This window comes from Telmatobacter sp. DSM 110680 (assembly GCF_039994875.1).
Classification (GTDB): Bacteria; Acidobacteriota; Terriglobia; order Terriglobales; family Acidobacteriaceae; genus Telmatobacter.
The window spans coordinates 94376-114993 of record NZ_CP121196.1; the positions used below are offsets into that span (position 1 = coordinate 94376).

10 protein-coding genes are annotated in these 20618 nt (G+C 55.0%); 1 reads left to right on the plus strand and 9 read right to left on the minus strand.

Going from position 1 to position 20618, the window contains the following annotated elements:
- Window positions 1–20 precede the first annotated feature (20 nt).
- From P8935_RS00375 to fdhF, 3 genes are all read right to left on the minus strand, one after another.
- Window positions 21–1772 (minus strand): thiamine pyrophosphate-dependent enzyme, encoded by a 1752-nt coding sequence (locus P8935_RS00375; protein ID WP_348263027.1) that lies wholly within the window; start codon window positions 1770–1772, stop codon window positions 21–23.
- A gap of 93 nt (window positions 1773–1865) precedes the next feature.
- Window positions 1866–2342, minus strand: a complete 477-nt coding sequence (locus P8935_RS00380; RefSeq protein ID WP_348263028.1) for a DUF1641 domain-containing protein — start codon at window positions 2340–2342, stop codon at window positions 1866–1868.
- Between the two features lie 19 nt (window positions 2343–2361).
- A complete protein-coding gene (gene fdhF, locus P8935_RS00385; protein WP_348263029.1) occupies window positions 2362–5388 on the minus strand; it encodes a formate dehydrogenase subunit alpha in 3027 nt (1008 codons plus the stop codon).
- Between the two features lie 234 nt (window positions 5389–5622).
- Here fdhF and P8935_RS00390 point away from each other — a divergent pair, with 234 nt between their 5' ends.
- Window positions 5623–6390 (plus strand): VOC family protein, encoded by a 768-nt coding sequence (locus tag P8935_RS00390; protein ID WP_348263030.1) that lies wholly within the window; start codon window positions 5623–5625, stop codon window positions 6388–6390.
- Window positions 6391–6435: 45 nt separating this feature from the next.
- Here the strand turns inward: P8935_RS00390 and P8935_RS00395 are convergent, their stop codons facing one another.
- From P8935_RS00395 to P8935_RS00420, 6 genes are all read right to left on the minus strand, one after another.
- Window positions 6436–7536 carry a metallophosphoesterase gene (locus tag P8935_RS00395; RefSeq protein WP_348263031.1) on the minus strand — a complete coding sequence of 367 codons (1101 nt, stop codon included), beginning with the start codon at window positions 7534–7536 and terminating at the stop codon, window positions 6436–6438.
- A 104-nt stretch (window positions 7537–7640) separates the two neighbouring features.
- The gene (locus P8935_RS00400) at window positions 7641–10496 is read right to left on the minus strand and encodes a TonB-dependent receptor (RefSeq protein ID WP_348263032.1); all 2856 of its coding nucleotides are present in this window, start codon (window positions 10494–10496) and stop codon (window positions 7641–7643) included.
- A gap of 224 nt (window positions 10497–10720) precedes the next feature.
- Complete coding sequence (locus tag P8935_RS00405) at window positions 10721–12019, minus strand: serine hydrolase domain-containing protein (RefSeq protein ID WP_348263033.1); 1299 nt, start codon at window positions 12017–12019, stop codon at window positions 10721–10723.
- A gap of 122 nt (window positions 12020–12141) precedes the next feature.
- Window positions 12142–14694 carry an ABC transporter permease gene (locus tag P8935_RS00410; RefSeq protein ID WP_348263034.1) on the minus strand — a complete coding sequence of 851 codons (2553 nt, stop codon included), beginning with the start codon at window positions 14692–14694 and terminating at the stop codon, window positions 12142–12144.
- A 379-nt stretch (window positions 14695–15073) separates the two neighbouring features.
- Entirely contained in the window at window positions 15074–16741 is a 1668-nt protein-coding gene (locus P8935_RS00415; protein ID WP_348263035.1) for a right-handed parallel beta-helix repeat-containing protein, read from the minus strand.
- A 1643-nt stretch (window positions 16742–18384) separates the two neighbouring features.
- Window positions 18385–20610 (minus strand): alpha-galactosidase, encoded by a 2226-nt coding sequence (locus P8935_RS00420; RefSeq protein ID WP_348263036.1) that lies wholly within the window; start codon window positions 20608–20610, stop codon window positions 18385–18387.
- Window positions 20611–20618: the final 8 nt, after the last annotated feature.

Consider the following 20618-nt stretch of genomic DNA (forward strand, 5'->3'; position numbering starts at 1 on the left):
GAATGTTGCGGTGACGAAAATCAGATCACTTCCCGCAGTTGATCTTCGGCAACAGTCTCAAGAATTTTGATTGCATCTTTCTGCCCGCGCAAAAGCGATTTGGCGAATTTGAATGCTTGATCGGTGGCGATCTTCCCGGGCATGGGCGGCTCATGGGGATCGACGATGGCCTGAACCACCACCGGGCCGGCAGCTGAAAGTGCCTCGCGCAAAACTCCTTCTGCATGCTCGGGCTGCTCGATTGTGTATCCGCGAGCACCGCAGGCTTCGGCGACCTTGGCGAAATCGATGGGCTCAAGTTCAACTCCGAATTCGGGATTGCCATCGAGGATCATCTGCTCCCACTTGATCTGGCCGAGGACGTTGTTCTTGATGACGATGACGGCTACGCGCAATTTGTATTTGACGAGCGTGGCGATTTCACCCATCAGCATGGTCATTCCGCCGTCGCCGATGACACACACGACCTGGCGGCCGGGATACGCGATGGCTGCGGCGATGCTGTATGGAATCCCGTTTGCCATGGTGGCGAGCGATCCAGAGAGCGCGAACTGCATGGTGCCGCGCATCTCGATGTGACGAGCTGCCCAGGTGGTGATGGTTCCGCTGTCAGTAGCAATGATGGCGTCGTCTTCAAGCAGTTTGCTGAGCGTGTGCGTGACTACCTGCGGCTTCATGGGCATGTCGGTGCGCGTGCCGCGCTCTTCCATTAGTTCATTCCAAGTCTTCATGCGGTCTTGAGCCTTCTTGAGAAACTTGTGGCTCTTTTCCTTGAGCAGGGGAAGGAGCGCGTGCAAAATCGCCTTCGCATCTCCAACGAGCGCCACATCAACCGGATAGCGCAGGCCTACGCGTGTGGGATCGAGTTCGATCTGCACGCACCTAGCTTGGCCGGGCTTCGGAAAGAAGTCCATGTACGGAAAACTTGTGCCGATCATGATGAGGGTGTCGCATTCTTCCATCGCATCGACGGAGGGAGCCGTGCCGAGCAGGCCGATTCCGCCCGTGGTGTAGGGGCTGCGATCGGGCAGTACTCCTTTGCCCAGAAGCGCCTTGATGACGGGACCGCCTACTGTCTCAGCTAATTGCGTAACTTCCTCGCGGGCTTTGATAGCGCCGCGGCCGACGAGGATAGCAACGCGCGATCCATGATTGATAATCTCGGCGGCCTGGCGCATTAGATATTCTGCTGGAACCGCGGTTGATGGCTTCTCCCAATCGCCGCTATGGCCCTTAATGTTGGGAGAGCTTCGCATCTTATCGGAAACTGGCCACTCCTGGATGTCCTTAGGAATGCAGATATGGGAGACACCACGGCGGCCATACGCGGTGCGCACAGCCATGTCGACGACGTTGACCGCGTGAGCAGGGCCCATGACGCGTTCGTTGAATTCAGCTACGTCGATGAAGAGCTTATCGAGATCGACGTCCTGTTGATAGTTCATGCCGATGAGGTCATGAAAGGTGTGACCGGTTATGGCGAGAACCGGCACCTGGTCGCACTTGGCATCGTAGAGACCGTTGAGAAGATGAATTCCGCCCGGGCCGGATGTGGCACAGCAGACGCCAATGCGACCGGTGTACTTGGCATAACCGCAGGCGGCGAAGGCGGCGGCTTCCTCATGCCGGACTTGGATGAAGCGCAGTTGATCCTGATGGGTTCGCAATGCTTCGAAAAAACCATCGATGCCGTCGCCAGGATATCCAAAAATTGTGTCGACTCCCCATTCGATCAGCCTCTCTACGATCAGATCGGAAACCAGCTTTGCCATGGGACGCATCTCCTCATTGCCTGGCGAATTAGATGCGCGGAATCAGCAGGGTTTGTTCCTGTTGAGAAATTGATCGGGCTTGGTCAGCGGGGATCACATTGCCGTGCTCGACTGGCTACGGCTGGCTCGTCCAACTGCACCTAGCATGGCCATCACCAGGGATAAGCCGCGACGAGTTTCGGGGTGGCGAAGGCGTTTGAACAGCTGCCATAGAGTTGGCGGTTCTTTTTCGATATCGTGCTTCTCGAGTGCAGTGTAGGCCTCCTTTGAGAATTTGGAAAACGGTTCAGGATCCAACGTGCCGAGGAGCTTTCCGAACGCAAGAAGATTACGCATTGCGTTAGTGCCTTCAGGCTGTGCGGCATAGTTAGCGATGGTACCGGCGATCGTGTCTCGCGCGCCGATGGCACCTTGAAGGGCGTCGAGAATGCCCTGGCGGTGGGCTTCATCAAGAAGATCGTATGCCGCGAGAATTGCTTCGGCGTGTTGCCCAGGTGCGGCGCTGACTTGATGCTGCAGTTCGAATTTCGGGTCGGTAGACTTTGGTACGAATGCGATTGGTTTTGCCATGATGGGAGACCTCGGATGATTACACCTTGGTGGTGATTTGAACGAGTTGCTTTCCGTCGTTGGAACCCGGAAGACTATAGTCCGCGCGCTTCCATTTGCGTTGCACTTCGACTCCGGACTGCGGGGTAGGATGACCGTGGCGAAAGTTCGATGGAGGAAGCGGGTTGGGACGCGTCTCCTGCAACACTGTCATCTCAACCGAGATTTCTTTGTAGGCAGGTGTGTGGGTGGCACGATCGACCTTCGATCCTGTCAGGCGATTCACTGGTTGAGTTGTGGAGTTGAGCGGCATGTAGAGCTGAGAGCCGGAAACCCGGTCGGTGACGACAACGGGGACGTCGGCCTCCCCGTATTCGCTGGTCAATCGGACCATACTGCCATCTTGCAAGCCCTTTTCACGAGCGAGTTCGGGCGAGACTTCCACAAAGTTACTGGGCGTCATCTGTCGAATTCCCTTGCTCCGGTACGTCATCGCTCCCTGCTCGAAGTGTTCGAGAAGCCGGCCGTTATTCAGGTGATGTGAAAACTTGTCGTTGACCAGTTCAGAGGGCTCGATCCATTCGACCGGATGGAACTTAGCTTTCCCATCGGGGAAATTGAATTTCTCAGTGAAGAGAACAGGAGAATCTTTGCCGTCTTTCGCAACCGGCCATTGCAACGAGCTATAGCCTTCGAGACGTTCATAGGAGACGCCCGCGAAGATCGGCGTTAGCGACGCCGCTTCTTCCATGATCTGCGATGGATGATCGTATCGCCACCCAGCGCCAAGACGATTTGCAATCAGTTGGATGATCTCCCAATCAGGTTTGGAGTCGCCGAGGGGTTCCAATGCCTTGTAGATGCGCTGAATTCTTCGTTCTGTATTTGTGAAGGTTCCCTCTTTTTCGAGAGAGGGCGATGCGGGGAGCACAACGTCGGCAAAGCGCGCGGTCTCAGAGAAGTTCACATCCTGCACAACCAGAAAATCGAGCATCGACAAAGCTTTGGTTACGTCGCCTGCATTCGCATCCGACGTAATCGTATCTTCGCCCTTGAGATATAAAACCTTCAGCTTCTTCTCGTGGATGGCCCGGATCATTTCGTGATTGTCGAGCCCATCTTTGGCGGGAAGCTTGACCTTCCAGGCTACTTCGAATTTCTTGCGAGCCTCCTCGTCGGCCACTTTTTGATAGCCGGAGTAGACGTTGGGCATGGATCCGAAATCACTGGTGCCCTGAACGTTATTGTGGCCACGCAGGGGGTATGCACCCGTGCCCGGACGCATGTAATTTCCAGTGAGAAGGAGGAGATTGGAGATCGAGGTGGAGGTATCTGATCCGCCGCAATGTTGCGTGACTCCCATTGCCCACAGGATGCATACGGTATCAGAGTGCGCTATCTCCTGGGCGATACGCTGAAGCATTTCGACGGCGATACCGGTGCGCTTCGACGCGAAATCGAGTGTGTAGGGCTGCAGTGATTGCCGGAATTCTTCGAATCCATTGACCCAGCGTTCGACGAACGCATGCTTGTGCCAACCCTGATCGAGAATGTATTTGGCGACGGCGTTGAGCCAGACCGTGTCAGTGGATGGCTGCGGTTGAATGAAGATATCGGCGCGCGATGCCATCTCGTGCTTTCGGAGATCGGCAACAATGATGCGCTGGCCGTGCAATTTGTGGGAGCGCTTAATGCGTGTGGAGAGAACTGGGTGACTTTCGCAAGTATTGGAGCCGACGATGACGACGAGTGAAGCTTTTTCGATGTCTTGAATTGAACCGGCATCCCCTCCGTAACCTACGGTTCTCTGGAGGCCCATGGTGGCAGGAGTTTGGCAGTAGCGCGAGCAGTTGTCGATGTTATTGGTTCCGATTACGGCACGCGCAAGCTTCTGCATCAGATAACTTTCTTCGTTTGTGCACTTCGACGATGCAATGAAGGCGAGTGCGTCAGGGCCGTAGATTTTTTTCGTTTTTAAAAACTTTTCTGCGATGAGGGTGAGGGCTTCGTCCCAGGTTGCTTCGCGGAAGGTGTGTTCTCCGTGCGCGTCTTCGACTCGAATGAGAGGCTTCGTAAGACGGTCAGGAGAGTTGACGTAATCCCACGCGAACTTTCCCTTGATGCAGGTGGAGATTCCGTTGGAGGGGCCTTGGGCGGGCTCAATTTTGAGAATATGGCGATCGTGGGTCCACACGTTGAAAGAGCAGCCGACGCCGCAGTAGGTGCACACGGTCTTCGTTCGTTTGACGCGTGACTCGCGCATCTTCGATTCGATGGACGAGAGAGCGAGGATCGGGCCATAGCCGGTCTCAGGCTCGACTTCCTTCACGGTCTTGATCATGGCGTCGAGAACTGTGGGCGGGAGACCGGTGAGATAGCCGGCTTCGCCAATCATCGATTTCTCCATTAATGCGTTGCAGGGGCAGACCGTGACGCAGTGCCCGCAGGAGACGCACGAAGAACCTTCGATCTTCTCGCCTCCATCCCACAAGACACGGGGATGTTCGCGCTCCCACTCGATGGTGAGGGTTTCATTGACCTGGACATTCTGGCAGGCCTCGACACATCGACCGCATAGAATGCACTGGTCCGGATCGTAACGATAAAAGGGGTTCGACAGGTCCTGCTCATAAGGCTTACTGCGAAAAGGGCGTGCCTGGTGCTTTACATTCAGATTGGCCGTGGTGTTATGGATCGTGCAGTTGCCGTTGTTGTTGTCGCAGACGGTGCAATACAGGTTGTGGTTCTGCAGCAGGCGGTCAAAAGCATCGCGCTGGGCTGCATCGGCTTGCGCGCTTTCAGTCACTACTTCCATCCCCGGAATCACCTGGGTGCTGCAGGCACGGCGGAGTTCGCCGTCAACTTGAACCATGCAGCAGTCGCACGTCTCGATCGGACCGAGCTGTGAGTGATAGCAGACTTGCGGCAAGTGGCGAGCAGGCAGAGCGCGGTTGATCGTTTCGACGAGCGGCTCGCCAGTCACTGCTGGCGCTTCACGTCCATCGATAAAGATGGAGGAGTTTGCTCGGCCTTCCAATGGCGTATTCAGGAGGCGTTTGGCTTGCATAGGCGCTTCGATGGAATTGAAGCCTAAAAAGGTTATCTCGTTTTGGCCCAAGACCGTGCGGAGGCAACCAAACGACCGACGCAGGAAGTCGCGGGTCGCGCAGTTGGTATATCTCAATCTGCACCAAAATTAATCTTAGATTGATTGACATATCATGGATTGAGTTGATATCAACGCTATCAGTGCAGTAAATTTTGACATCTCGGGCCTTCGCCAACAAGGAGAGCAATTACGATGTTTACGCCAAAAGGAAAATTCAGCTGGTACGAAATCATGACCAGCGATACCGCGAGTACAGGCAGGTTTTACTCCGACGTCGTGGGTTGGACTACGCAGGAGATGCCCTCAGGAGACGGCACATCGTATACCACCTTCAACCTCGGTAACGTCGGGATCGCGGGAATGTTGCACATGACCGGACACTCCGGCGGGATTGGCTACATCTCGGTGGATGATGTCGATGCTCACATCGAAAAGATTGTCGAAGCCGGCGGGAAGATATGGAAACCCGCGACGGACGTACCCGGCATGCTTCGATTCGCCGTGTTGTCTGACCCGCAGGGCGCCGCCATCGTGGTTTTCACACCTGATCCGAATATGCCGTCGCCGCAACGTCCTGCATCCCCGACCCCTGGCACTATCGGCTGGCATGAGCTCTATACAACAGATGTCGACGCCGGATTCGATTTCTACAACAAGCTCTTTGGCTGGACCAAAGTCAGCGATATGGATATGGGACCAATGGGTATCTATCGCCTGTTCGATGAGGGAGACCAGAAGGAGATGGGCGACGGCGGAATGATGACCAAAGCTCCGCATATACCGGTTTCATGTTGGAATTTCTATTTCAACGTCGACTCAATCAATGCAGCCGCTAAGCGTGTTGAATCCGGCGGGGGAAAGATCCTGAACGGACCGATGCAGGTACCCGGTGGAGGGTGGATCATCAACGGCCAGGATCCTCAGGGAGCTATGTTCTCGCTCGTCAGCAACAAGGAATAGCGGCTCTGCTTTGGCGATCCGTCGGTATCGTCCGAACGCTCGGAGTTACTTGGCTTTCACTTCAAACGAATCCTTCAACTCCCATTTGGGTGTAGCCGCGTTCGCGTCTGCCAGGCGGTACATTTTTCCGATCAGAGTCTTTCCATGAATCGTGAACTCCACGAAGTGATAGTTGGGGAATTCACTGCCCTGGTATAGGTCTTCAGGCGTTCGCTCTACTTGAACAGGACTAGCTGCTCCTCCGCCGGATACGAGATACGTCACATCACCGCGAGCGAAGCGCTCGCAGTTGTGTATGTGACCGGCGCAGACAATGATTCTGGCCTTGATGGTCGGAGCCAGCGCTTCAAGTTCGTCGCGCAAAACAATCTCATTCGGCCTTGGATTATGGCTCACATTGATGCGCGTCTGCACATCTGCCACAGGTGGATGGTGCATGCTGATCACTACAAATTTCGTGGTCTTCGGAAGGTGCGTCAGTTGTGCATCAAGCCAGTTCAGCTGGTCGCTTCCTTTCGCAAGCGAAGCGTCGCTGTCGAGTGCAATTGTGTAGATACTCTTACCGAGTTCCACTGAATACCACCGTCGATCCTGCAACTCCGGGAAAGCATTCCACCAGTGCTGGAGGGCCTGCTGGGGATCTCCGTGGAACTCATGATTGCCAAGGGCGGGATAGACGCGCAGATGCTCGCTTCTCCATATCGCGCTCTCGGTCTTGAAGACTTCATAATCGTTTACGACGTCCCCGCTGTAGGGAATATCGCCGTTCATGAGGATCGCGTCTGGATGCTCCTCGGCAATCTTCTGAACCATCAACTGACGAACCCTCGGGTTGGTCACTTTGACGTTCGCAGGGTCTGTAAAGCGCTGATCACCGAAGGCGATTACCATGCCGCCGGCTACCAGTTCTTTTTCCTGCACAACGAAACTTGGACCCGGCTTACTGATCAGCGAATTCGTCGGAAGGTCTTCAGGTCGTAATTTGCTACTCTTTTCATCTTGTTCAAGAGCTAGGTTCGATGGCGGCACGATCGAATTCGAAGCCTGCAGGGACTGAGCTGTTGCTTGTAACCCTGCGGCTGACAGAAAGCAGACGCCGCCGGCGATCGTGGCGAACGTCAGCAGACGAGTTCTGATGAAAGTCAATCAATGCCCTCATTTCCGGTTTGGTGCGTGCAATGCGATCAACCTGATTCCTTTGCGAGGAATCTCGGTCGATCGCATTGAGCAAGATTTTATAAGTCGGAACCTTATTCGTGGTGCGAGGTCCAGCGAAGTCCGCCGGCATACGTTGGGTGGTAGTACTCGCGCTGCACAACATATTGCGGGCTGCCATTGTAGAAGCCAAATACCTCGTTGTTCAGGTTCAACCCGTATCCGTAAACTTGAAAGCCCCACGGCAGTTTGTAGCTCGCCTGGGTATCAAACTGAAAATGCGAATAGAGGTAGTTATCGCCCGCTGGACCGGCGACGCCGTTCACTTGCGGATTGGGCGTGGTTTCCTGAGTACCGTTCGGGTTAAGTACGGGATTGCCATTGTCATCGTAGACATAGGCGAGATTTTCGTATTGATATGCGTAGATCATCTTGTCGTCAAAAGTCATGCCTACGCGCATCGAGAATTTTTTGGTATCGAATGTGGGACTGATGTTCCAGCTATTGGGGGCCTGTCGAAGCATTGCCGGGCTGTCAGTTCGCAGTGGATCTACTTCATTGGCCTGCGAGTTTGTGTAGCTGTAGTTAGCGGAAAGTCCTGCTCCTCTGAATGCTCCGGGCAGATACGAGAATCGCTGCTGGAACCCAACCTCTATGCCCTGCACATGCGCGCTGCCGGCATTCGATGGCTCTGAAACCAGAGTTGGTGCGCCGGGGTTGTACTTGTAGTTGGTGGTCAACGTTTGAAGGGTGACGATGGGGTTTGAGATGTCTTTGTAAAAGTATCCCGCCTGAAGCAGACCAGCATTGTTAAACGAGCGTTCGTAGAGAATGTCGTAGTTGTTGGCGTATTCAGCCTTGAGATTCGGGTTTCCGATGCTGACGGTCGCCGGAGTGGTGGTGATGTCTGGTTGGCCAACCGCTGCGGTGACGTCTTGTGGATCGGGGCGCGCGAGTCCTCGGCCATACACAAGACGCAAGTCCGAATCTTTGTCCACGGCGAAGCGTAAAGAAGCGCTGGGAAGTACATCAAGAGAATCTCCGCCGGCTTTGAAGGTAAGCGTCGTAGGAGCAGGGTTGAGGTTGGGGTCGAAGCTTAGCGTATCGAGATGCGTGGCTTCAAATCGAATACCTGTAACAAGGCGAAGACGGCTGCCAAGTTCAATGGTGTTCATTACGTAGCCCGCGGGAATGCGCTCAACGAAATCGTAGTTGTTAGGATTGACTCCGGGACCGCCACTCAGGGTAAAGCCGCCTGCATTGTGATTCACGTAGCTTTCGACCTTGTTGTAGTCCGTGACTGGGCCGTAGTGGTAGGTCTTGTCGTAGTAGTTAGGGTCGGTGAAATCGCTGTCCCATTCAGGATGCGCTGCGACGAGGGTCGTTCCACTTGGCGTGAAGGATTCGTCGTAGGTATCGTCGAATTTGTGAGCACTGCGGATCTTGCCGCCAAACTCGATTGTGCCGAAATGAGTCCCGATGTGATAGAACCTTGCGTACGACGCCGAGGCCTGAAGGTTTACTTGCGCGCTTTTGCCGAAGGTGGGAGGCGCAAATGCTTTCAGCTTGTAATTGTTCGGGTCTTCGGAGTTATCTGCACCGGGACCGAAGCATCCAGAACTCCAGCCCGGACGATTGACGCTTACGCCCGGGACGTTGGTGCAGTCGATATTGGGATCGCCCACCCACGAGTACTTGACGCTACCGCTGCCGCTCAGTGAACGCGAACGGCCTGCGGAGACGCTCCAATTGACGGTGGACGCGTTGAAGACATGCTTCCCTTGCAATGCCAGGCTGCCTACCGCCATATTCGGACGACGCCAATCCTGGCTGTATTGGGGGACATCCCCGTCGTTTAAGGTATAGACCCATTTATTTCCCCAGTTACGGAAAGTGGAAAAGAGTCCCCGTATCGAGATATCTGAGCCTTCTCTCAGCTTGTAGTCGGCGCTTGCGGTCATGCCCCAACGGGTGCGGTAGTAGATGTAGTCGCGCAGATCCATGCTGTCGTAATGGGGGACGGCACTACTTGTGGTGGGACTTGGTTCAATGTCGTTGATGCCGCGCCCATTGAAATCGTATGTGCCGCCGAGGAGGAGACCAAGCTTCTTGTCCGCACCAAAACGTTTGCCGACCGTCCCGCCCATTTGATCGACCGTACGGCCGCCGATGATCGGGGTATATCCGCCTACTCCATAGAACGTAGCAGCGGGAACTTCGCCGGCTGTTTTAGTGACAAGGTTGACGGAGCCGCCGATTCCATCTGCATCGATATTGGCCTGGAGGGTCTTATTAATTTCGACTGAGTCCACGAGATCTGAAGCGATGGTATCGAGCTTGATCTGGCGTACGCCGGTTTCGGGCGACGGAACCGTTACACCGTCGATCATGGTATTGCTCAGGCGTGGCTCGGTGCCGCGAATCTGCACATACTTGCCTTCACCCTCATCGCGTTCGATGGTCACTGAAGCCATGCGACCGAGCGCGTCGGCAATGTTGGCGTTCGGCAAAGAGACGATCACGTCGGCAGGTAATACCTGCAGGATGTTTTCCGCGGCTAGCGTGCGGTTGATTGCTTCTGCTTCACCATGGGGGCGATCAGCACTGACGATAACGTCGTCGCTTGCGTTCGCGACTTTCAGCACGGCTTCGACGTGCGCAGTTTGACCCGCAACCACTGTGAACGAGGTGACGTAGGGCCCGAACCCCACGTAAGACACGGTGAGGGTGTAGGTTCCAGGGTTGACTTCCTGAATATTGAATTCTCCCAGTTCGTTGGTACTGATCGGGCGACCTTGAGGTTGCAGTTCGATCTTTGCACCCTGCAGAACTGCTCCGCCGGAGTCTTTTACAACACCGCTGATTATGCCTTTAGTGGATTGGCTGAATGCCGGACTCAACGCGACAACACAAGAGAGCAGCACTGACAGAAAGAAGAATGGCTTACGCATGGCACTCCTAAACCCAGCTCTGAGCCGGAAACTCGAACGAATCGAGGCTTCATTAATGCTGTGTGAAGCGTAGAAGTGCCAGTTGAAGATCCGTTGACAGCCGCATGAATATCGAGTTACTTCGTTTGAGGGTCGCGCGGCGCGCGGAGAAAGGACGAGCTGTGCGATCAAGGTGCAGGACGAGTTATGAAACTAGCCTGAAGAGCCTCGTTGGCCTAGCCTCGTCAATCATTGATCGCCTGGTAAGCCAGCGTCTTTACCACGTTCTGAATATTGACATCGCCTGCCGGGTGCAACTGCACCATGAAGATCACGATCATCTGTTCTTTCGGGTCAATAGTGAAGGTGGTGTAGAAAAACCCGCCCCACCCAAACTCGCCGGGCGTACCGAGTTCATCCAGCGGAGCTTTCGTGCCATCGATACCGAAGCCCAGCCCAAATCCCTGCTCCGGCCCAATCTTCCCCAGTTGGTCGTGCGTCATCAACTCTATTGTCTTGCGGCTCAACAGGTGCTTCCCATTGATCGTGCCATTGTCGAGCACCATTTGACAGAACCGCGCATAGTCCTCCGCGGTGGATACTAGGCCGCCGCCGCCTGAGAAGAGCTTCTTCGGTCCGTTGTATGGATAATCCGCTGAGTAAGTCAGGAAACCGTCCACGACCGGCTTGTCAGGAAAGCGGGTCATTTTGCCGTCGAAGATCCCGTATGCGGTAGCCAGCCTGCTCACCTTCTCCTGCGGAGGAAAGAAGTACGTATCTTTCATCCCTAGCGGCTCAAAAATGCGCGCCCTGAGAAACTCATCCAGCGGCATCCCCGACACTACTTCGACGAGCCGCCCCAGTACATCCACGCCTAATGAATACTCCCAACGCTCACCCGGATTGAAGAGGAGTGGCTGAGCGGCCAATCGCTTCACGCTGTCGGCGATTGTGCCGTCGTATTGCATGATCCCAGTCGCGACATTTGCGTCGTCATACATTTTTCCCAGGTCTTGATTCCAGTTGTACGTCAGACCCGACGTATGCCGCAGCAGATCGCGAATCGTAATCTCACGCGTTGCCGGAATCGAATAAGCTGCGCCCCCGTTCGCAGGTTTTACCAGCACCTTGGGATTCTTGAATTCGGGCAGATACTTCGAGATTGGATCTTCGAGCTGAAACTTCCCTTCCTCATACAGCATCATCACGGCCACCGTGGTGATCGGCTTTGTCATCGAGCAGATCCGGAACATCGCATCCTGTGGCATCGGCTTGGCGGACTCGCGGTCCAGCATGCCCTGGCCCTTCACCCACGCAACTTTGCCATGCCGGACCACCATCGTGACCGCGCCGGCAATCTGCTGGTCCTTGATGCTCTGGTCCACCGCTACGGCAATCCGCTGCAGCCGTTCTGACGACAACCCGACCGATTCGGGCGAGGCAGTCGGCAACTGCTGCCCAATTGCCATCGATCCCGCGACACTCGACAGAACAAAACAAACAAATGCGCACGACCTGCGCAAACCGGCAACGGTAAGGGTCATCGAAACTCTCCCATCTTCGAGCACACAAATTCTAACCGCTCAACCGGGAGTTCCTTCTGGAATGAATGTGAAGTTAGTCAGTCGCGAAAGTGCGATTCCCAAGACTGATGCAAAGCTGCACGTTATTCGATGCGCAGGGCTCGCACGGGGTCGATGGAGGCCGCACGCCGCGCCGGAATGATTCCAGCAATGGCAGCCGCGAGCACGAGCACTCCAATGGCGATGGCCATGACCGGAACATTTACGCTGGTGATCTCGTAGAGCTGCGATTTGACGTAGCGCACGCAGAAGATGGCAATCGGGATTCCAATCGCGAGGCCGATGATGGTCTGGAGCATGGCTCCGCGCATGATGGTGGCGATAACGCGGCTGCGTGCAGCGCCGAGTGCCATGCGGATGCCGATTTCCGGCGTGCGGCGGACGACCGTGTAGGCGGTGACGCCATAGAGCCCAATGGCGGCAAGAAGAAGCGCAAGCATACCGAAGAGAGAAGTGAGGCGCGCGATCAGCCGTTCCTCGATGAACCGATCGTCAATCTGCTGCTGGAAGGTCTGAAATTTAACGATGGTGAGATTGGGATTGATGCTCGCCAAGGTGCTACTGACAATCTTCTCAAAGCCGGGAACAGGGCGGTTGGTCTGAATAACCAGTGCGCCGGCAAACATGGATTGATCCTTTTCGAGAGGACTGTCTGGGTCGTTCACATTGCCTGCGCGCTGTGTCAGAGGAAGGAAGTACATAGCGTGATCTTTCCAGTAGACACTCGTGTAGGTAGTGTCTTCTACGACGCCGACGATCTCATGCGATCCATCGAGGCCCACCTGGTGTGGACCGGAGAAGCCGAAACGATGACCGATTGGGTTGCGCTTGCCGAAGAATTGCTTGACGAATTCCTGGTTGACGACGGCGACGGGAGGCGCATTCAGCGTGTCCTGCAATGTAAAGCCGCGGCCCATAACAACGTGGGTACCAACGGAGTCGAAGTACTCCGCGGTACCTTTCACCCAGGATGCGCCTTTGTTCAGGTCTGGGTCGCCCTGAACTTTTACGCCGGATCCCCAGTTGTTTTCTTCCATCGGCGTGTAGGTGGAGAGGCCGACCTTAACAACGCCGGGGATGGCATGGAAGCGGTCTACGATGGCCTGATACAGAGGCTCGACCTCTGTGTTCTTGTAGCCGGCGGCTTGCGGATTGATGTGGGCGATGTAGCGATTGGTGGCATCCAGTCGCATGTCGACGTTTTGAGCTTTGTTGAGACTCTGCACGAAGAGGCCAGCAGCAACGAGCAGCACAAGGGAAAGCGCGGCCTGGAGGACAACCAGTGCACGCTGAAGGAAGGATGCTCCGTGAGCGGTGGTGCGTGCGTTGGCGCGCAGCGATTCGACGGGCTGGGTGCGCGCGGCCATTAGGGCGGGCGCGAGACCAAAGAGAACTCCCGTAATGAGCGAAAGCGCAAACGAAAAACCGATGACCAGTGGAGAGGGCGAGGCTGACACCGGCATGTTTTCCTGGTTTGGAAATGCGAGAGCAAGTAGCGCGTGTGCTCCCAGATAGGAGACAGCGAGGCCTAGCAAGCCACCAAGGCCCGAGAGAAGAACACTTTCAGTAAGGAGTTGGCGGACGATACGGCTGCGCTGGGCTCCAAGTGCGGAGCGGATGGAAAGCTCAGCGCGACGGCTCATGCCGCGCACCAGCAACAGGTTGGCGATGTTAGCGCAGGCGACGAGAAGGACGAGACCGGCGATCCATTGCAAGAGCTTGAGATGGTCTTTGTATCCATCCTGCATATTCTGGATACCGCCACCGCCCGGCGTGAGTACAACATGAGTGCGGGGCAGAGCTTCCTTGGCGCGCTGATCGGTAAATGTCTTGAGTGGCGCGAAAGTCTGCTTGAGCAGCGCACTAGCCTTGGCCTGAAGGGCTGGCACGGAAGTTCCCGGCTTCACGCGACCGATAATGTACGCCCACTGGCTGTCAGGATCGGTGAAGTACGGTGCACCTATAACCGGATCCATCGTATTCATGGGAAGGTAGTACCGGGGCGGATTGGTATCGATGCGATCCCCGTAGAATCCCTTGGGCGCAATACCTATGATGGTGGCCGGTTTGGTATTGATGTAGAACTCGCTGCCCACAACGCTGGGATCGCCCGCATAATCCTGCATCCATGCGTCATAGCTCATGACGGCGGTAATGGGTGCGCCCTTCTGGTCGTCGGCGTCGATAAAAAGCCGGCCGGCTGCGGGCGAGAGACCGAAGACTCGAAAGTAGTTACCCGAGACGAAGGTTCCCATAACAGATTTGGCGATGGTCTGGGGTCCGGAACGACGCACGGTAATGGGCCGCCAGGCGTAGCCGGATTCCATCGCGGCCAACTCCTCGAACTCTGGAAGGTTCTTCTTGAACATGTAGTACGTGTCCGTGGCGAAGAGCGAGTAGTCCCCCTCCTTATTCCAACCGCCATTGACGCAGCAATCGTCTGTATCGCCGATGCGGATGAGGGTCTTGGGATCTGTTACCGGCAGGTTATGGAGGAGGATTGCATTGACCAGCGTGAATATCGCCGCGTTGGCACCGATGCCGAGGGCGAGCGTGAGCAGCACGGTCGCCGTGAACCCCGGCGTCTTACGCAACTGGCGAAAAGCATAACCCAGATCCTGCAGCAGAATTCGCAAGGGGGGACCTCCACACACGTAACCTTGAACAAAACAAGAGCATGTCGCGTGCCAAAGGAATTTCGCCACAGACGCTTGAAATCAACAAATTAGCCATCTCAGCGTCGCGAAGTTGCGTTCACAAGTGAGAAAGAGTGTTCGAAGTCGGACGCTTTGCGTTAGAAGGTGGAAAGACTTTGTGATTCGGTGGACCAGCGTCCCCCGCAAATCAAAAAGATTGAATGGCCTTAACTATCGTTTCACGCTCGACCGCAGTTGAGCACCGCAGAGCCGACATGGCGACTCACGGTTTTTGCGCAGCGCGGATAACTATGACAGAACGGGCATCCAAGGAAACTTGGATGCCCGTAAACGTCAGGAATACGGCTGAAGGTTGAGACTACTGGGCAGCGATAGCGCAGGCGCCGGCAGGCGATGAAGATGGAGCGCCCCAACTCGAGCTGTAGTCCGTTCCCATTGCACTCTTCCACCCTGAGAAACTTACTTTCGAACCGTTTACCAGCTCGAATGCAGACGTCGTATGCGGGTCGTACCAACGATTGCTTCCTGCGTTCAATGTGCTCTTGAAGTCATAAAAGGCTCCGCTACTCAGGTACGTTCCAAACACATGCTGACCCGAGTTGCTGTCCACCACGACGTTCCCCGTCATGACCGTGTCGTTCGTATATATGTTGTAGTACGCACCGCTTTGCCAGTCGCGAATTACGTGGCCGCCACTTCTGCCGCCGAGAAAAATCTGTGCGTCATACTGTTGACCTGAAGTTCCGTTGTTATAGAAGGTGTTGCTTTTGAAAGTGACTTTCGCCGCGTTGAGCAACTCCACGCCTGCCCGCGAGTTGCACAGGTGGCTATTCTCCACTGTAATCGGCCCCTCACTTGCTTCGAGCTGCAAATCGGCCAATTCGTTATTAGAGAGATAGACGCCGTTGATTGTGATGTTCTTATTGTCTGTATCGAACCACAAGCCTTGCGCCTGGTTGCCGTAGGAGTGGTGATTCAGTACCGTCGCGGTGTGCATCAACATCGACTTGAAGCCACCCATACCCCAATCGAGAAGACCCCCTTCGGCTCCTCTCCAGTTGTTGTAATCGGTCTTGTTGTTTTCCCAGAGGGAATTTGTATCCTGATAACCGTGAAAACCCACACCACCGTTGTGGCTCCCAACAGAATTCTGCACGGTGATATTGTTGCTGTTTGAGATTTCCAATCCACCCCAGTTGTTCCAGACCGCTTGAACATTGTCGACCAGCACGCCTGAGCTGTTAGAGATGACTGCAGCATTTTGATTTACACAGCTTCTTGCATGCTCAATCACCATGCCACGAACAACCACATTGCTGCGTCCGGATATGCTCAAGATCTGCGAGCGAGTTGCAACCTCCACACTTGCTGTTGACATGTTGGTGTTTACCGGAGGCTTGATAAGTAGTTGATTTGAGCTTTCATTCACATAAAATTTGCCGGGACTTAACGATGACGAGGACAAAACCTGTGTGAGCGAGTTGCCATTCACGAAAACCATCTCTGTTCGACGCGCAAGGGTCGACATGGATGGCCAACCAGAAGGTGTCGGGCACGTGCCGAAATTGTAGGTCCACGCGTGGGAGTAGACACCACCGGATTGGGCGCTCCAGCCGCCACTTATTGCGTCCGAGCCAGAAATGTAGGTGGTGCCCGTCGTGGCTGCCTCGATCGTCAGCGGAGCGGCAGTTTGACTCGCTCCAATGTTAAGGGACTCACGATATACACCGGGATTAACGATGATTTTCGCGCCAACGTTCAGTTGATTTTTCAAGGTTGCCAGATTGATCGCGGACTGAATCGTTTGAAGAGGCGCAACGCTCGTACCCACGGAGTTAATCTTTGCGAGGGCGGCGTTTGCGCTCATTGTAGTCATGGCATTGAGAGCGGCATCGGAGCCTTTTTCGCTATCTACATAGATTGCGGGGTTTTGGCTTTCAGTGATGTTCGCTTGGCAGCGCGCACGGGCTCCGGCAAAAGCCAGAGTCGCAAGAAACATGGCGGTGATGAATTTTGTTGACTGCATGTGAGAGCCTCTGCGGGTTAAATAAACGGTGATCAATCTCTCGGCCGCAATGGCCGGGAACAGCTCGAACTCGCATCACAGATAGCGCTCTCGTGCATAGGTCCGCTAACTGAACGAGCTCAAACCAAGGCGCAAAGGCAAAACAAAGCCCTAGTTGGGCAAAAATAGACGGGACGGCTTTTCTGGCGTTTCGATCCGTTTTTCCGTGGGGTGGCCGTGCTTACGATGATTCTGCGACTGCCGAGCCGGAAGGAATGTGTCGTCGGTCACTTGACCGGCTATATCGTTTGGTTCGGCGATTCGCAAATCGGATTGCGTGGCAGCGGTCGACGCCGCAATGCAGATACAGCTTTTCTTACAAAGAGTTCCAGCGATTCCTTTAGCTGCGAAAGGGATCGTTAAGTCGCTGTCGTTCTGTAGAAGTGAGGGCGTTTGCGGAACCTTAGAAATATTTTCCAATCGACTGTGTGCAGGATGCCGCTTTAGGCATCTATTGATATGTACGGTGGCCGCCACACGGTGGCGTATGTCTGCGGGCTTGTAGTCGCTGGAGCGAGTGATCGCGACAAAAGCACAAGAAGCGGGATCGATCATCATAAGGCGCAACAAATGCCTCTGGAGTATTAAAGATTGGCCAAGACATTCGTCGCAGGGAAAAGCCGATCTTCACGAGAAACGCGAAGTTCGAGACCGATACACTTGTCCGTAAGGCGGCGCTTGAAGCACATCACCAACGGCCTTCGCCCGGTGCGCTGAATTGTCTAACAGCAAGAAACAAAACCAACTTTTTTATCTTTCAAAGCCGATTTTGAAAGTGCAAATTCAAGTGTTCGATGTGACCTTGCAGGGTCTCGAAACACCTCGAAATGCATAAATAGAGCGCATTCCTTGCTAACAGACTTACCTTTGCGATCCGCGGCTGGCGAGATCCCTATAAATTACAACGAACTCCCAAGGAATAACTGAAAGCCCTTGGATTTTGGGCGACGCCGCTGCCGCTTTGCGGTTGAAATCGCTTCGTGCTTGCAAGCCCACTTTGATGGTCTTGAAGAATCATACAAATAGTAGTTGGTCTGTGCAACCAAAAACCGACTCATATTTCTTCGTTCATTGTTTCTATCTCGAATAATGAAAAAACCCGTCCTCGGCAGGTCAATGGCAAGGGTATGGCGCAGGGACCGGTCGGCACCTTTCAAGCGGATTTTGAGTTTGGGCGTTGGCGCCAATAGGGTGCCGGACATATTGTTTTGTTACGTTTAACGCTTTCTGTTTTCCATAATTTCCATGTAGTTGACTGGATCTATGAGCGGCCGAGCATCTGAGGTATTCGAAGAGAGTATCGGAGTTTGTGGAACTGAACGCAGTTGTGGGACTGGCAAACCTGAAAGAGCCCCCGCTCGGTGGACTATTTTCGTCGAACTCGATTCGTCGAACTTTGCAATCAGGATCCTTTGTAGTTGGCGATCGATTCAGACTCATTTGTTGGATGCGTGAGGCGAATGTTCCCCCAAGCTTCCTAAATTAACGACACAACTTAGACGCGCTGAAGATCGCTCAACACTTAAATCACAGCCGGTGTCGCAGCGGCAGAAATACGGTTCAGTTTTTCTCCAGTGATGATGGATTCCATCTCGAAACTCGCTTCATTTCTTGTCCAGGCGGAAGGCAGCGGCCTGAAAGTCGCCTCTGAAATTGTCGTTAATGTCGAAGCCGTGATTCATCCACCATGCTCCACTGGCTATTGCAGGAGTTCCCTTCTCCACGGCGCCTTCGATGGGCGTGAGTGCATAATTCGCATCATGGTCGAGGCCCTTGAGCGTGAGCCGCGGGAATTTACGGCCCTCCTGCGTCGAGTGGATGAAAGCGAAGACCACCGACTGCGTCTTGTCGCGATTGACGGTTTCAGTGGCAGAGAACTCGCTACCGTTCAGCGGTGAGATAAGCCGATAAAGGTCCCCTTGCACGATCGTTGGCTGAACCTGGTGGTAGGCAGCGATGAGGCGCTTGGCGGAGGTCATCTCCTCATCGGTCCACTTGCTGATGTTGGCGCCAATGCCGAGCGAACCTTGCATAGAGCTGAGCATTCGGTAACTGAGCGAGGTAGCGCGTTTATTCAACCAGTGAGGCGAGTCGGTGACCCAGGCCATCATGATCTGTGGCGTATACGCATAGGTGAAGCCGTCCTGCTGTGAGAGGCGATCAAAAGGATCCGTGTTGTCGGAGGGCCACACCTCGTCGGCGTACTGGAGAATGCCGAGATCGACGCGACCACCGCCGCCGGAGCAGGACTCGAGTTCGACCTTCGGGTGGCGCTTCTTGAGTTCGGCAAGAATAGCGTACAAGTTACGCGTGAACTCGACGTAGACCTTCTTTTGCTCGGCTGCCGGTAGCTGGTCCCAGCCGGGCTCGCTCCAGTTGCGGTTGTAGTCCCACTTAAGGAAAGCGATGTCGTTCTCGGTAAGAAGCTTGTCGAGGAATCCGAGGATGTAGTCGCGAGTGTCTGGGCGCGCGAGGTTCAGCACAAGCTGGTTGCGCTGCTCAGAGCGCGGACGACCGGGGAAGTTGAGCACCCAATCGGGGTGCTTGCGGTAGAGATCGGAGTCGGGGTTGACCATCTCTGGCTCGACCCATAGTCCAAAGTCCATGCCGAGGGCGTGAACTTTGTCGATGAGGGGCTTGAGGCCGTGGGGAAACTTCTGCGGGTTCACGTACCAGTCGCCGAGTCCGGCATGGTCGTCCTTGCGCTGGCCAAACCAGCCGTCATCCATCACGAAGCGGTCGACGCCCAGGGCCGCGGCTTTCTCCGCAAGCGCAATCTGACCTTCTTCTGTGACGCTGAATTCGGTAGCTTCCCACGAGTTGTAAATCACAGGGCGCGGCTTGGGTGCGCCAGAATCGCCACCGCCAACACGATGCGGAAGGATATGCGCAAGTTCATATTGGTGGAGAATGCGCGAAGCGCCGCCGAGGCCGTGGGCACTGTATCCGCCGTAGAAGATCGGCGTCTCGAGCGACTGACCGGTTTGAAGGACGTAGCCAAAATCGAAGGGGTTGAAGCCACCGGTTACGCGGATGGCATCGAGTTGATCTTGTTCCACGACGATGCGCCACGAGCCGCTCCACGCGAGCGCGCCAAACCAGACTTCGCCCGAGTTCTCATCGGGTTTGTCGCCCGCTTGAATCGCGAACCACGGATTGGCCTGGTGACCGGTGGATCCGCGGCGGCTTTCGATGACACGTGCGCCGGGATGCAGGGCTTCCTGCGTGAGAGTCCACTCGCCTGCCCAGCGGCCAGTGAGGTAGTTGAGCGTGTAGTGAGCGGGTGGCAGCGCCCAGGCCGCTGCGGCTGCCTGCTCGATCGTTATTGGCTTGGGCTCGCGATTTTCGATTGTTGCCGAGCGTGCGAGAACTCCAGACTCCGGATCGATCCCATAATGCAGCGTTACGAAAACCTTTCGATCAATATCCTTCAAAACAATTTTGAAGCCGTCGGAAGCGGTTTGATAACTGTCGTAGTGGAGGACAAGATCACGATTTCCGTCTGCAAACGTGACTTTGAGCGCCGGCTCTAAAAACAGGCCAGCGCCCCATCCCGCATACTCCTGCGGAGTGTTGGTGTAGGAGGAATCGAAGGAGGCCCACTCGCGCTCAGGAACAGCGGAGGGAATCCGATCGCCTGCGGCAATTCGTCCGCCCCAGTAGATCTGCTGGAGTTCACCGCGCGAATTCAGACCGAAAGCATAGGTGACATTACCGCCATCAAGACGAAAAACTTTTGTGGCTTCGTCGAAGGTTGCGCCAGACGGTTGCGCTGTGGCAATAAACGAAGCAGAGAGCAATAGTGCGGCGGTCAGTATGTTACGCGACATGATGAGCA

Bases quoted from the DNA above. Each gene is read 5' to 3' on its own strand.
- P8935_RS00400 (WP_348263032.1), bottom strand. From the start codon at position 10,496: ATGCGTAAGCCATTCTTCTTTCTGTCAGTGCTGCTCTCTTGTGTTGTC.
- fdhF (WP_348263029.1), bottom strand. From the start codon at position 5,388: ATGCAAGCCAAACGCCTCCTGAATACGCCATTGGAAGGCCGAGCAAAC.
- P8935_RS00420 (WP_348263036.1), bottom strand. From the start codon at position 20,610: ATGTCGCGTAACATACTGACCGCCGCACTATTGCTCTCTGCTTCGTTT.
- P8935_RS00390 (WP_348263030.1), top strand. From the start codon at position 5,623: ATGTTTACGCCAAAAGGAAAATTCAGCTGGTACGAAATCATGACCAGC.
- P8935_RS00380 (WP_348263028.1), bottom strand. From the start codon at position 2,342: ATGGCAAAACCAATCGCATTCGTACCAAAGTCTACCGACCCGAAATTC.
- P8935_RS00375 (WP_348263027.1), bottom strand. From the start codon at position 1,772: ATGGCAAAGCTGGTTTCCGATCTGATCGTAGAGAGGCTGATCGAATGG.
- P8935_RS00415 (WP_348263035.1), bottom strand. From the start codon at position 16,741: ATGCAGTCAACAAAATTCATCACCGCCATGTTTCTTGCGACTCTGGCT.
- P8935_RS00405 (WP_348263033.1), bottom strand. From the start codon at position 12,019: ATGACCCTTACCGTTGCCGGTTTGCGCAGGTCGTGCGCATTTGTTTGT.